The 13227-nt window shown below is 65.1% G+C and carries 12 protein-coding genes; 8 read left to right on the plus strand and 4 right to left on the minus strand.

Features of this window, described 5'->3' with window-relative positions; genetic code table 11:
• Nucleotides 1–155: 155 nt before the first annotated feature.
• Nucleotides 156–872, minus strand: coding sequence for an SDR family NAD(P)-dependent oxidoreductase (locus tag J1C48_RS17895; RefSeq protein WP_207259368.1), 717 nt, complete (start codon nucleotides 870–872; stop codon nucleotides 156–158).
• Nucleotides 873–1101: 229 nt separating this feature from the next.
• On the minus strand, nucleotides 1102–3207 hold the full coding sequence (gene recG / locus J1C48_RS17900; protein WP_207259369.1) for an ATP-dependent DNA helicase RecG: 2106 nt from the start codon (nucleotides 3205–3207) through the stop codon (nucleotides 1102–1104).
• 142 nt (nucleotides 3208–3349) lie between these two features.
• Between recG and J1C48_RS17905 the strand changes: the two genes are divergently transcribed.
• A complete protein-coding gene (locus J1C48_RS17905) occupies nucleotides 3350–3676 on the plus strand; it encodes an FAD assembly factor SdhE (RefSeq protein ID WP_207259370.1) in 327 nt (108 codons plus the stop codon).
• Nucleotides 3673–7185: a transcription-repair coupling factor gene (mfd, locus tag J1C48_RS17910; protein WP_207259371.1), complete on the plus strand. Its 3513-nt coding sequence runs from the start codon at nucleotides 3673–3675 to the stop codon at nucleotides 7183–7185. Before J1C48_RS17905 ends, mfd begins: the two co-directional genes overlap by 4 nt.
• A gap of 86 nt (nucleotides 7186–7271) precedes the next feature.
• Here the strand turns inward: mfd and J1C48_RS17915 are convergent, their stop codons facing one another.
• Nucleotides 7272–7781 (minus strand): hypothetical protein, encoded by a 510-nt coding sequence (locus tag J1C48_RS17915; protein ID WP_207259372.1) that lies wholly within the window; start codon nucleotides 7779–7781, stop codon nucleotides 7272–7274.
• A 375-nt stretch (nucleotides 7782–8156) separates the two neighbouring features.
• Here J1C48_RS17915 and J1C48_RS17920 point away from each other — a divergent pair, with 375 nt between their 5' ends.
• From J1C48_RS17920 to J1C48_RS17945, 6 genes are all read left to right on the plus strand, one after another.
• Nucleotides 8157–9047, plus strand: coding sequence for a DMT family transporter (locus tag J1C48_RS17920; protein WP_231081887.1), 891 nt, complete (start codon nucleotides 8157–8159; stop codon nucleotides 9045–9047).
• 88 nt (nucleotides 9048–9135) lie between these two features.
• The gene (locus tag J1C48_RS17925) at nucleotides 9136–9324 is read left to right on the plus strand and encodes a twin transmembrane helix small protein (protein ID WP_207259373.1); all 189 of its coding nucleotides are present in this window, start codon (nucleotides 9136–9138) and stop codon (nucleotides 9322–9324) included.
• A 55-nt stretch (nucleotides 9325–9379) separates the two neighbouring features.
• Complete coding sequence (locus J1C48_RS17930) at nucleotides 9380–9952, plus strand: cob(I)yrinic acid a,c-diamide adenosyltransferase (protein ID WP_207259374.1); 573 nt, start codon at nucleotides 9380–9382, stop codon at nucleotides 9950–9952.
• Nucleotides 9953–10133: 181 nt separating this feature from the next.
• Nucleotides 10134–10883: an electron transfer flavoprotein subunit beta/FixA family protein gene (locus J1C48_RS17935; protein ID WP_207259375.1), complete on the plus strand. Its 750-nt coding sequence runs from the start codon at nucleotides 10134–10136 to the stop codon at nucleotides 10881–10883.
• Between the two features lie 121 nt (nucleotides 10884–11004).
• Nucleotides 11005–11934: an electron transfer flavoprotein subunit alpha/FixB family protein gene (locus J1C48_RS17940; protein WP_207259376.1), complete on the plus strand. Its 930-nt coding sequence runs from the start codon at nucleotides 11005–11007 to the stop codon at nucleotides 11932–11934.
• 76 nt (nucleotides 11935–12010) lie between these two features.
• Nucleotides 12011–12892 carry a 3-hydroxybutyryl-CoA dehydrogenase gene (locus J1C48_RS17945; RefSeq protein ID WP_207259377.1) on the plus strand — a complete coding sequence of 294 codons (882 nt, stop codon included), beginning with the start codon at nucleotides 12011–12013 and terminating at the stop codon, nucleotides 12890–12892.
• Nucleotides 12893–12934: 42 nt separating this feature from the next.
• On the opposite strand, the gene J1C48_RS17950 is transcribed toward J1C48_RS17945, so the two are convergent.
• Nucleotides 12935–13222: an AbrB/MazE/SpoVT family DNA-binding domain-containing protein gene (locus tag J1C48_RS17950; RefSeq protein ID WP_207259378.1), complete on the minus strand. Its 288-nt coding sequence runs from the start codon at nucleotides 13220–13222 to the stop codon at nucleotides 12935–12937.
• Nucleotides 13223–13227: the final 5 nt, after the last annotated feature.

A 13227-nucleotide genomic window follows, 5' to 3' on the forward strand; every position in this document is an offset into this window, starting at 1 on the left:
CCCGGCGCTCGCCCTTCCATTTCCGCCTGCCCTTTGCCGGCGAGCATGCGCCGCTGTCCCTGACGGGCGTTATCCTCTGGCGCCGTCAATGCCCAACGCCGGCGCCAATCAATCTGTTCGCATGGCCGTCCGGCGTCGCTTTGCGGGGCGCGCGGTCACCACGGCACGGTCTGACCGCGATAGTCGAGATATTCCAGGCCGGGACGATTGCGCTTTTCAAAAAGGACGGCGACGAGGCTGGGGATGCTCTCTTCGATTGTCAGTTTGGCGTCCGGGCCGCCGAGCTCGGTCTTGACCCAGCCGGGGGCCATCAGCGCCATCGGGCGGAGCTTATTCGCGTCGCGCGCCGCGTAGCAGCGCATATATTGGTTCAGCGCGGCTTTCGAGCCGCGATAGACTTCGCGCTGGCCGGTCTCGTTGTTGCTGACGCTGCCCTGGCCGGACGACATGATGCCGATCAGCCCGGTCGGCGCAACCAGGCTGTCGAGGCCCTCAATGACGCGTAGCGGGCCGAGCGCGTTCGTCACCATCACGCGAATGAATTCGTCGGTTGAGACCGTGCCGATCGTCTGCATCGGGTCGCTGTTGGCCGTGCCGGCATTGACGAACAGCATGTCGAAGCTCTGGCCGGAGAGACGGCCGCCAAGCGCCGCGATCTGATCGGGGACGGTCATGTCGAGGGTTTCGATCGCAATCTGGTCGCCATGGGCCTCGGCGAGATCGTGCAGGGGGGTCTGGGCTGTACCGCGCACCGTGCCGACAACGCGCCAGCCGGCCGAGACGAACTCGGCGGCCATGGCATGGCCAAGGCCGCGCGAGGCGCCGATCAGCAGGAGGGAGGGGCGGGACGACGGGGTCAAGGCATAGGCCATGAGGTAATCCTTTCCACACGGAAACGCAGTGCAAGCATAGGGCTCCGCCCGGCCTTTGCGCCAGAGGCCTGGCCGCCGTTCATCGTTGCATCGCGATCCATCATCGCTGATGCCCACGGCCGATCCGGCACGCGAGCGTGCGGCCGATTTGCAGCGTCTTGCCAGATTGGCCGCGCATCTGGTGGGCAAAATGTGGGCGCGCGGAGTGCGAGTGTGGCCGTTGCCGTCATTACCCCGCCCGGAGCAACCGCACGGCCTCGTCTTTGCCGAAGAGGTAGAGCAATGCGCGCAGGGCTTCGCCGCGCTCGCTTTTGAGGTCCGGGTCTTTCGCCAAAATCAGTCTGGCATCGTCGCGGGCGGTTTCCATCAGGTCGGCGTGGTGCTCGGTGCGGGCGATGCGGAAGAAGGGCATGCCGGATTGCTGGGTGCCGAGGAGATCGCCTTCGCCTCTGAGTTTCAGGTCTTCCTCGGCGATGCGGAAACCGTCTTCGGTCTCGCGCATCACCTTCAGCCGCGCGGCGGCGGTCTCGCCGAGCGGCGGGCGGTAAAGGAGAACGCAGGACGAGGCCTTGTCGCCGCGCCCGACCCGGCCGCGCAGCTGATGCAGCTGCGACAGGCCGAAGCGCTCGGCATGCTCGATGACGATGATCGTCGCCTCCGGCACGTCGACGCCGACTTCGATGACGGTGGTGGCCACCACCAGGCGTTTTTCGCCGCGCTTGAAGGCACCCATCACGGTGTCCTTCTCGTCGCCGCTCATCCGGCCGTGGACGACGCCGACGGTCGCCTCGCCGAACACCTCGGCGAGCTGTCGGCCGCGCTCCTCGGCGGCCATCAGATCGCTCTTGTCCGATTCTTCCACCAGCGGGCAGACCCAATAGACCCGCTGGCCACCGGCAAGCGCATGGCCGATCCGCTCGACGATCTCGCTCAAGCGCTCGGTCGGCAGCACGACGGTGGCGATCGGCTTGCGGCCCTTCGGCTTTTCGGCAAGGCGCGAGACCTCCATGTCGCCGAAGGCCGAGAGCACCAGCGTGCGCGGGATCGGCGTCGCGGTCATCACCAAGAGATCGGCGCCGCGGCCCTTGCGGGTCAGCGACAGGCGCTGATGGACGCCGAAACGATGCTGCTCGTCGACGATGACGAGGCCGAGATCGCCATAGGCAACGTCGTCCTGGAACAGCGCATGGGTGCCGACGACGATGTCGGTTTCACCGGCGCCGATTTGTTCCAGCTTGCGCTCGCGCGCCTTGCCGTTGTCGCGGCCGGTAAGCAGCGTCATCGACAGGCCGGCGGCCTCGGTCAGTTTCGACAGGCCGGCGAAATGCTGCCTTGCGAGGATTTCGGTCGGTGCGAGCAGGGCCGACTGGCAGCCGGAGCCGGCCGCGACCGCCATCGCCATCAGCGCGACGATGGTTTTGCCGGCGCCGACATCGCCCTGCAACAGCCGCAACATGCGATCGGGGGCGGCCATGTCGGCGGCGATCTCGGCGAAGGCCTGTTCCTGGCCGGCGGTGAGCGCGAAGGGAAGGGCCCGGCGCAACGCCGCGAGCCGGCCGGCCGCGTCGCGCATCGCCCGGCCGGGAATCGCCCGCTGCCGTTGCCGGGAAAGAGCGAGGGCGAGCTGGCTCGCCAGATATTCGTCATAGGCGATCCGCCGCCAGGCCGGGCTTTCGGGATCGATGTCGGTGCCGTCCGAAGGATCGTGCAGCCGTTTCAGCGCCTCGGCGAATGAGGCAAAGCCCTGCGCCTTGACGACCGAGGCGTCGATCCACTCGGGCAAAGCGGGCAGACGCCCGATCGCCTGGGCGATCGACCGGCGCAGCACCTTGGCCGACAGGCCGGCCGTCATCGGATAGATCGGCTCGATGAGCGACAGCGTCTCGGCCTCGGCAAGCGGCGCGGCGAAATCCGGATGGACCATTGACGGCCGGCCGTTGAACCATTCGACCTTGCCGGAAACGATCATCGTCTCGCCGATCGGCAGCAGCTTTTCCAGCCACGCCGCCTGCGCGCGAAAATAGGTGAGCGCGATCTCGCCGGTCTCGTCCTGGGCGAACACCCGGTAGGGGCCTGACCGGCTGGCCCGGCCGGGCGCCTGATGCCGGTCGATCCGCACGGTGAGGGTGACGATTGCCCCTTCCGGCGCGGTCGCGATCTCGGCGCGCTCGCGCCGGTCGATCAGGCCGGACGGCAGGTGGAAGAGCATATCGCGGACGCGCAACGGCTCGCCCGGCCGCACCAATAGCGTCTGTAACAGTCCCGCGACCTTCGGCCCGACGCCTTCGAGGGTCGTGACAGGGGCGAACAGGGGATCGAGGAGAGACGGGCGCATGGGCGGCAGGTTTAGCCGGGGGCGCGCCGATGGCAAGGGCGGCCGACCGCCTGCCGTGCCGATTGGCGGCGATTGTGCCGGATCTGCTGACAGGCCGGTTCGCTGCCTATATGAGGAGTTCTTCCGAGAAGACAGGTTTATTATGACAGGCATGCAGCGCTCATCGAGCGATCTCGACGTCCGCCGCCGCAAGGCGCTTTTTCGCTCTTGGCATCGCGGGATCCGGGAGATGGATCTCGTGCTCGGCCAGTTCGCCGATGCCCGGATCGGAACGATGAGCGACAACGAGCTCACCGATTACGAGCACCTGATGGAAGCGCCCGATCGCGATCTCTTTGCCTGGCTGACCGGTGAGTCGGAGACGCCGCAAAATTACGACACGCCGATGTTCCGCCAGATTCGCGCGTTCCATGTCGGCGGCTGGCCGGCGCCAGGGGCGCCAGGAGCGCAAGAGGAGACTTCAGCGTGAGCCTGCCCGAACCGCTCAGGAAGGCGTTGGAGCGCGAGGGCGCGCTGGATATCGGCGGCGTCGTCGACGGGGCGGAGGCGTTTGTGCTCGCCGATATCGCGCGCACGCGGGCGAAGAAGCGGCCGCTGGTCTTCGTCATGCGCGACGGCAACCGGATCGGCGAGATCGAGGAGGCGTTGAAATTCGTCGCTCCCGAGTTGCCGGTGCTCAGCCTGCCGGCCTGGGACTGTCTGCCCTATGACCGTGTCGGCCCGTCATCGGATGCGGCGGCCAGGCGGCTGGCGGCGATGGCGGCGATCGCCAATTTGCGCGCCGAGCCCCATCGGGCGGTGATTCTGACGACGGCCAATGCGTTGATCCAGAAGATGCCGCCGGCTGAGATTCTCGCTGAAGAGGCGATCTCGGTTGGCGCCGGCGGTCAGATGCCGATGGACCGGATCGTCACCGCGCTGACGCGGGGCGGCTTCGAGCGGGTGTCGACGGTGCGCGAGCGCGGCGAATATGCCGTGCGCGGCGGCATTCTCGACGTCTTTGCGCCCGGCGCCGAAGAGCCGGTGCGGCTCGATTTCTTCGGCGACACGCTGGAGACGGTGCGGGCCTTCGATCCGGCGAGCCAACGCACGACCAGGCAGCTGAAGCGCTTCGAACTGTCGCCGGTGTCCGAGGTGACGCTTCGTGAGGAGGCGATCAGCCGCTTCCGTTCCAACTACATCAAGCGCTTCGGTGCGGCCCAGCGGGGCGACGCGCTCTACGAATCGATCAGCGAGGGCAAGCGCTTTGCCGGCATGGAGCACTGGCTGCCGCTATTTTACGAGCGGCTCGACACGCTGTTCGACCATTGCCAGGGTTTTGCCTTCGTCCTCGACCATCTGACCATGGAGGCGGTGGCCGAGCGGCGGGCGCTGATCACCGATCACTTCGAGGCCCGTCGGCGCGGCGGGATCGAAAGCGTCGGCGAGGGCGGCGTGCCCTATCATCCGATCGAGCCTGACGCGCTTTACCTCAGCGAAGACGAACTCGCCGGCGCGCTGGCGATCGTCGAGCCGGTGCGCTTGTCGGCCTATGGTCTCAGCGACGTTCTCGGCCGGCAGGCGTTCAATCTCGACTATGGGCGTGGCCGCAATTTCGCCGGCGAGCGCACCGCCGAGGGCGTCAACGTCTTCGAAGCTGCTGTTGACCATATCGCCAAGCTGCGGGCCGGCGGTCGCCGGGTGCTGGTCGCCGGTTGGACCGAGGGCTCGCGCGAGCGGTTGACCCAGGTTTTGGAAGAGCACGGCCTTGGCAATCTCAAGGCCGTCGACAGTCTCAAGCAGTTGCGCGAGGCGCCGAAGAATTTCGTCGTCACCGCCGTCCTCGGTATCGAGGCGGGGTTCGAGACCGACGATCTGGTGGTCGTCGCCGAACAGGACATTCTCGGCGACCGCCTGGTGCGGCGCGGCCGCAAGCGGCGCAAGAACGCCGACTTCATCACCGAGGTTTCGGGCCTGAACGAGGGCGACATCGTCGTCCATGTCGATCACGGCATCGGCCGCTTCGTCGGGCTGAAGACGATCGAGGCGGCAGGCGCGCCCCATGACTGCCTGGAACTGCGCTATCACGGCGACGACCGGCTGTTTTTGCCGGTGGAAAATATCGAGCTTTTGTCGCGCTATGGCGGCGAGGGCACCGAGGCGGCGCTCGATCGGCTCGGCGGCGGCGCCTGGCAGGCGCGCAAGGCCAAGCTGAAGAAGAAGCTGCTCGACATGGCCGCCGGTCTGATCAAGATCGCGGCCGAACGCGAGATGCGCGGCGCGCCGAAGCTGTTGCCGCCGGACGGGCTGTGGGATGAGTTCGCCGCCCGCTTCCCCTATGAGGAGACCGAGGACCAGATGAACGCCATCGAGGCGGTCGTCGACGATCTGGCCGCCGGCAAGCCAATGGATCGGCTGGTCTGCGGCGATGTCGGCTTCGGCAAGACCGAGGTGGCGCTGCGCTCGGCCTTCGTGGCGGCGATGAACGGTTTGCAGGTAGCGGTGGTGGTGCCGACGACGCTGCTCGCCCGCCAGCACTACAAGACCTTCGCGGAACGTTTCCGCGGCCTGCCGATCCAGGTCGGTCAGGCCTCGCGGCTGGTGACCTCGAAGGAACTTGCCGGCGTCAAGAAGGGCATCGCCGAGGGCACGCTCGACATCGTCGTCGGCACCCACGCGTTGCTCGGCAAGGCGATAAACTTCAAGAATCTCGGCCTGTTGATCATCGACGAAGAGCAGCATTTCGGCGTCAAGCACAAGGAGCGGCTGAAGGAGCTGAAGTCGGACGTCCATGTCCTGACGCTCTCGGCAACGCCGATCCCGCGCACGCTGCAGCTCGCCTTGACGGGCGTGCGCGAATTGTCGCTGATCACCACGCCGCCGGTCGACCGCATGGCGGTGCGCACCTTCGTCTCGCCCTTCGATGCGATGGTGGTGCGCGAAACGCTGCTGCGCGAGCGCTATCGCGGCGGCCAGAGCTTTTACGTCTGTCCCCGCGTTTCGGATCTCGCCTCGGTCAAGGAGTTCCTCGACGGGCAGGTGCCCGAGCTCAAGGTCGCGGTCGCCCACGGCCAGATGGCGGCCGGCGAGCTCGACGACATCATGAACGCCTTTTACGAGGGGCAGTACGACGTTCTTCTGGCGACGACGATCGTCGAATCCGGTCTCGACATTCCAACGGCGAACACGCTGATCGTCCACCGGGCGGATATGTTCGGTCTCGCCCAGCTCTATCAGATCCGCGGCCGCGTCGGCCGCTCCAAGCAGCGCGCCTATGCGCTGCTCACGCTGCCGGCGAACAAGACCCCGACCAAGGGCGCCGATCTCAGGCTGAAGGTGCTGCAGTCGCTGGATACGCTCGGTGCCGGCTTCCAGCTCGCCAGCCATGATCTCGATCAGCGCGGCGCCGGCAATCTTCTCGGCGACGAGCAGTCCGGCCACATCAAGGAGGTCGGCTTCGAACTCTATCAGCAGATGCTGGAAGAGGCCGTCGCCGAGATGAAGGGCGTCGAATCGGAGAGCAACGGTCAGTGGTCGCCGCAGATCACGCTCGGAACGGCGGTGATGATCCCCGAGGGCTATGTCCCGGATCTGCAGCTGCGCATGACGCTCTATCGCCGGCTGGCGGATTTGGCCGATGCGCGCGAGATCGATGCCTTCGGCGCCGAGCTGATCGATCGCTTCGGGCCGTTGCCGACCGAGGTCGAGCATCTGCTCAAGGTGGTGTTCATCAAGGCGCTGTGCCGCAAGGCGAATATCGAGAAGCTCGATGCCGGGCCGAAGGGTGTCGTCATTCAGTTCCGCGACAAGACCTTCGCCAATCCAGCCGCGCTGGTGCGCTATATCGGCGAGCAGGGCGCTTCGGCGAAAATCCGACCCGATCAGTCAATCGTCTTGATCCGCGACTGGCCAACGCCGGAAAAGCGGCTGAACGGCGCCGCGACGATCGCCACCAATCTCGCGCGCTTTGCCGACGAGGCGCAAAAACAGGCCGCATGAACGGCGATGTCGGCGCGGGCTCAGGCTCCCAGGCCACGGTCCGGGCTTGGTCGGGGCTCGTGCCGTCAGGCGTGCGCAAAGAGGGCTCAGCTGTTGTCCCGATAGGCCTCGATCGCCTGATGGGCCGCGACCATTTGGGACGAGATGGTCGTCTGCGCGGCGTTGAGATCGCCGGCAGGCTCGGTCGATGCCGCGGTTACCATCGCCATTGCGGCCCGCGCCGAGGCGTCGCCGAGGCTGGCCCGGTTGGATAGGGTACGCGCATTGGCGGCGCGCTCCTCGGCCATGGCCTTCAGTTTCTCGATATAGGCTTCGTTGATCAGCGGCGAACGCAGCGAACCAGCGAGGGAGGCGCGCAACTCGTCCGGCGGGCCGGCGCGTTCGCGCGGCGCCGACACGGTCTGCGAGACGGCAAGACCAACGGTGACTTCGCTGTGCGAATTCGAATACGCGTAAGCGCTCGAGATGGCTGGCATGGTGTCCGTCAGTTTCAAAAAGAAATTCACGATCTTCAGTCTGGGACTGGTTCTGTCTTGAAAAGATTGCGACCCTCCTTCCGCATTCGATGCGATCTTAATCAATTGATCTTCGTTCAATCGGGTTGGCGGTTCGTCACAAGATCGCGGGACGACCAAGATGGTGTTCGCGACATTTCGACCGCCGGGCGCTGTGTCGTGTCAAACAGGTGTCGCGGTTCCATTCTCGTCTGTGAAGCGAAGCTGTTGATCTGCAAGGGTTTCAGCGGTCGACGCAGGCGCCTCGGACAGGCGGCGGTCGTGGCCGTGAGGGACGCTTCGATCAAAACCGGGGTGACGACCCGTTCGCCGGTGGCCGCGAAGGCTGAGGACGGAAATGCGGATGGGCGCGATGGCAAAAAGACGAGGGAATGGCTAAGAGTTGGTCTCCTCATTCGATCGAACCTTGCCGAACCCGGCCGCCGGTGATCACCCTCGCGAGTTTGTTGACAAAGCGTGCGCCGTTTCCTTCCCTTCGTCCCAGCCGTTTTCGTGCTCCTCTGGTCGACCGGTTTTATCGGCGCGCGCTTCGCGATGCCCTATGCCGAACCCTTTACCTTCCTATCGATGCGCTATGGCCTGGCGCTGCTTCTGTTGGCCGCGATGGCGGCGCTCACGCGGGCGACCTGGCCGCCTTTCGCTCTGGTGATGCATTCGATGGTTGCCGGCAGTCTGATCCACGGGGTCTATCTGGGCGGCGTGTTCTTTGCCGTTCGCCATGGGCTGAATGCCGGCGTCGCGGCGCTGATCGTCGGCCTGCAGCCGATCCTGACCGCTTTGATCGCCGTCCCCGTGCTCGGCGAGACCATCCGGCGGCGCCATGCACTCGGCCTGGTGCTCGGGCTTGCGGGCGTCGCGCTGGTGATCCTGCCGAAACTTGGCACCGGCGGCGAATACCACGTCGTCAACATCGCTCCAGTGTGTCTGTCGGCCCTGGCGATTTCGCTCGGCACGATCTGGCAGAAGCGCTTTGCCACCGGCATCGACGTGCGCACCGGGACATTCTTTCAATATCTCGGCGCGCTGCTGCCGACCGTCGCCTTGGCCGCTCTGTTCGAGACGATGCATGTCGAATGGAACGGCGAGGTGGTTTTCGCGCTCGCCTGGCTCACCATCGTCTTGTCGATCGGGGCGATCTTTCTGATGATGATCCTTATTCGCGAGGGCGCGGTGTCGAAGGTCGCGTCGTTGATGTATCTGACGCCGGGCGTCACCGCCGTGATGGCCTATCTCCTGTTCGGCGAGACCTTGACGCTGGTGCAGCTTCTGGGCCTGGCGCTGGCCGGCTTCGGTGTCGCCGCGGCGATGGGGCGCGGCCTATCCACTCTTATGCCCGCGCGGCGGTAAGCCCGCCGGTTCGCTGAGGTCACAACTTTTGATATAGTTGCCATGCTGACTTGTGGATGAGGGCAATTTTTTAAGCCGAAAGGACCGCATGTCCAATTTTCTGACCTACATCGCACTCCTTGTGATGATCGCGACGGCAGGGGTGTTGCTGGCGGGCCTCGTCAACATGATGCGCGGCGGGTCGGGCAACACCTCGCAGAAGCTGATGCGCGCCCGCGTCATGCTGCAGGGCCTTGCGGTCCTCTTGATCGTCGGGGTCCTGCTGCTGGCGCGCTGAGTCTGCCGGCAAGGCGGATTGCGAGCGGCGGATTAAGAGCGGTAAGGGGGCGGATTTGGTCCGACTGAACAAGATCTATACGCGGACGGGTGATCGTGGCGAAACCTCGCTCGGCAATGGCGAACGTCGCTCCAAGGCCGATTTACGGGTCGAAACCTATGGCACGGTCGACGAGCTGAATGCGGTGATCGGCCTAGCGCGGCTGCACGCGAGCGAATCACTCGACCCGATGCTCGCGCGGATTCAGAATGAACTCTTCGATCTAGGCGCCGAGCTCGCGACCCCGGACACCGGCAAACCGCTGGAATTTGAACCGCTGCGGATCATCGATGGCCAGGTGGATCGCCTGGAAGCCGAAATCGACAAGATGAATGCGCGCCTTCAGCCGCTCAGATCCTTCGTGCTGCCGGCAGGCTCGCCCGCGGCGACACATCTCCACCACGCCCGCACCGTCGCAAGACGCGCCGAACGCTTGATGATCGCGCTTTCGGCCAAGGACGGCGAGCCGGTCGCCGAGACCGCCATTCGCTACGTGAATCGCTTGTCCGATCACCTGTTCGTCGCGGCGCGGATTGCCAATGACGAGGGGCGGGCCGATGTCTTGTGGGTTCCGGGAGGCAGCCGCTGAACCGCGCCGGCGGCGAGGAGACGCTGGCGCCAGGACGAAATTTCCCGTTGGGCTTTGCCATCTATCGCGGCCGGTCATGACATCATGCATTCACATGGCTTGCAAAACGCCCCTCGTTTGCGCCAAGAGAACCGCACCAAATTTTCGCTCTGAACGGCACGTCTAGGGAGAGAAACCGCCCATGAAAGTCCTCGTCGCAGTCAAGCGGGTGGTCGACTACAACGTCAAGATCCGCGTGAAGTCCGATGGCTCCGGCGTCGAGCTCGCAAACGTCAAAATGTCGATGAATCCCTTTGACGAAATCGCCGTCGAGGAGGCGATCCGTCTGAAGGAGGCCGGCACCGCGAGCGAAGTCATCGCGGTTTCGGTCGGCCCGCAGCAGTCGCAGGAGACGATCCGCACGGCGCTCGCCATGGGGGCCGATCGCGGCATCCTGGTGAAGACCGATCAGCCGACCGAGCCGCTCGCCGTCGCCAAGATCCTGAAGGGCGTTGTCGAAGCCGAGAGCCCGGATCTCGTCATCCTTGGCAAGCAGGCGATCGACGACGACTGCAATCAGACCGGTCAGATGCTGGCGGCCCTGCTCGGCTGGAGCCAGGGCACCTTCGCCAATCAGGTCGAGCTGTCGGACGGCGCGGCCAGGGTGACCCGCGAGGTCGATGGCGGCCTGCAGACCGTCGATCTGACGATGCCGGCGATCGTCACCACCGATCTGCGTCTCAACGAGCCGCGCTATGCCTCGTTGCCGAACATCATGAAGGCGAAGAAGAAGCCGATCGAGGAAAAGAGCCCGGATGATTTCGGCGTCGACGTGTCGCCGCGTCTGGAAGTGCTGAAGACCGAAGAGCCGAAGAAGCGTGGATCCGGCGTCAAGGTCGCCAGCGTCGACGAGCTTCTCGACAAGCTGAAGAACGAGGCCGGCGTCCTTTAGGGCTCCCGAGGGCGGCACCCGTCGCCCCTCTCCTGTCAAACGGCAAATCCATGATTCGACCGGTCGATGCGCCCGATGAACTCCGAACGATGGGGATGCCGGGCTACCCGAGGAAAACGAGATGACGACACTTCTGATCGCCGAGCATGACAATGCGGCTCTCAACGAGCAGACCGGCAAGGCGCTTGCGGCCGCTGCCAAACTTGGCGGCGACGTCCATGTTCTGGTTGCCGGCCAGGGCGCTGGCGCGGTTGTTGAAGCCGCTGCCAAGCTCGATGGCGCCGCGAAGGTGCTGACCGTCGATGACGAGGCCTATGCGCACGGTCTGGCCGAGCCGCTGGCCGATCTCGTGGTGAAGCTCGCCGGCGACTATGAGGCTATCGTCTTCGCCGCGACGACCACCGGAAAGAACGTTGCGCCGCGGGTCGCCGCGCTGCTCGACGTCATGCAGATTTCCGACATCATCGCCGTGGTCTCCTCCGACACGTTCGAGCGGCCGATCTATGCCGGCAACGCCGTTCAGACGGTGAAGTCGAAGGACGCCAAGAAGGTCATCACCGTGCGCACCTCGTCCTTCCAGGCGTCGGGCGAGGGCGGCTCGGCGGAGATCGCTCCGGTCGACGCCGCCGGCAATCCGGCTTTGTCGCGCTTCGTCGAGGAGCGGCTCGCCGAGAGCGACCGTCCGGAGCTGACGGCCGCCAAGGTCATCCTCTCCGGTGGACGGGCCCTCGGCTCGAAGGAGAAGTTCGAAGAGGTCGTGCTGCCGCTTGCCGACAAGCTTGGCGCAGCCGTCGGTGCGTCGCGCGCCGCCGTCGATGCCGGCTATGCGCCGAACGACTGGCAGGTCGGCCAGACCGGGAAGGTGGTTGCCCCCGAGCTTTATATCGCCGCCGGCATTTCCGGCGCTATCCAGCATCTTGCCGGAATGAAGGATTCGAAGGTGATTGTTGCGATCAACAAGGACGAGGACGCCCCGATCTTCCAGGTCGCCGATTACGGTCTGGTCGCCGATCTCTTCCAGGCGCTGCCGGAGATGAAGGACAAGCTCTGAGCTCCCGCCTTTGCTTGATCGTCGCTTCGTCGGCGATTATGCTGCAATGCAGCGAAACGCGATGGGAGAGCGCGAAATGACGAGTGAGATCAAAACGGTCGGCGTGATCGGCGCGGGACAGATGGGGGCCGGCATCGCCCATGTTGCGGCACTCTCAGGCTTTGACGTCAAGCTCTACGACCTCGCCGAGGATCGGATCGCGACCGGGTTGGGGCGTATCGACAAGTCGATGGGCCGTCAGCTCGCATCCGAAAAGATCACGGAAGCCGACAAGGCCGAGGCGCTGGCCCGCATCAGCGGCACGACCGATCTCGCCGAGCTTTGCGATCGTGACCTCGTCATCGAGGCGGCGACCGAGGACGAAGCGGTCAAGCGCAAGATCTATCGCGACGTCTGCCCGCATCTGAAGGCCGGCGCGATGTTGGCGACCAACACCTCGTCGATCTCGATCACGCGGCTGGCGGCAGCGACTGACCGGCCCGAGCGTTTCATGGGCATTCATTTCATGAACCCGGTGCCGGTGATGAAGCTCGTCGAGCTGGTCCGGGGCATCGCAACGGAAGAGGAAACCTTCGAGGCCGCCAAGGTCTTCGTCGCCGCGCTCGACAAGACGATCACCGTCTCGGAGGATTTTCCGGCCTTCATCGTCAACCGCATCCTGCTGCCGATGATCAACGAAGCGATCTACACGCTCTATGAGGGTGTCGGATCGGTGACCTCAATCGACACGGCAATGAAGCTTGGCGCCAACCACCCGATGGGGCCGCTGCAGCTCGCCGATTTCATCGGCCTCGACACCTGCCTGTCGATCATGCAGGTGCTCTATGACGGCTTGGCGGATTCGAAATATCGCCCATGCCCACTGCTGGTGAAATATGTCGAAGCCGGCTGGCTCGGCCGCAAGGCCGGCCGCGGCTTCTACGACTATCGCGGCGAGGAGCCGGTGCCAACGCGGTAAGCGCTCACGGCGCGATCGCGTCTGAAAGCAGCAAGGCGATCTTCACCGTTTGCCCGCCCAAGCATCGGCGATGATCTCGTTGATTTCGTCGATCGAGATTGGCGGTCCGTCGTAATAGCGCTTCAGGCTGCTGAACACGTCCTCGAGCCGGCCGCTTGGCGCCGGCGCAGGTGTCGGGGCGGTTTCGGTCAGCGTCTTGGCTTTGAGAACCACGCCGCCACCGGCATCCCGCACCGCCTCGATCTCCTCGCCCCGGTGGCCGCCGAGAAGCTCGAGCAGCGTGTCGTCGAGGGTCACGACGCCCTTGTCGTCGATTGTCGGCATGGTCATGGCCG

Source organism: Jiella flava, from assembly GCF_017349315.1.
In the GTDB taxonomy this organism is placed as follows: domain Bacteria; phylum Pseudomonadota; class Alphaproteobacteria; order Rhizobiales; family Rhizobiaceae; genus Jiella; species Jiella flava.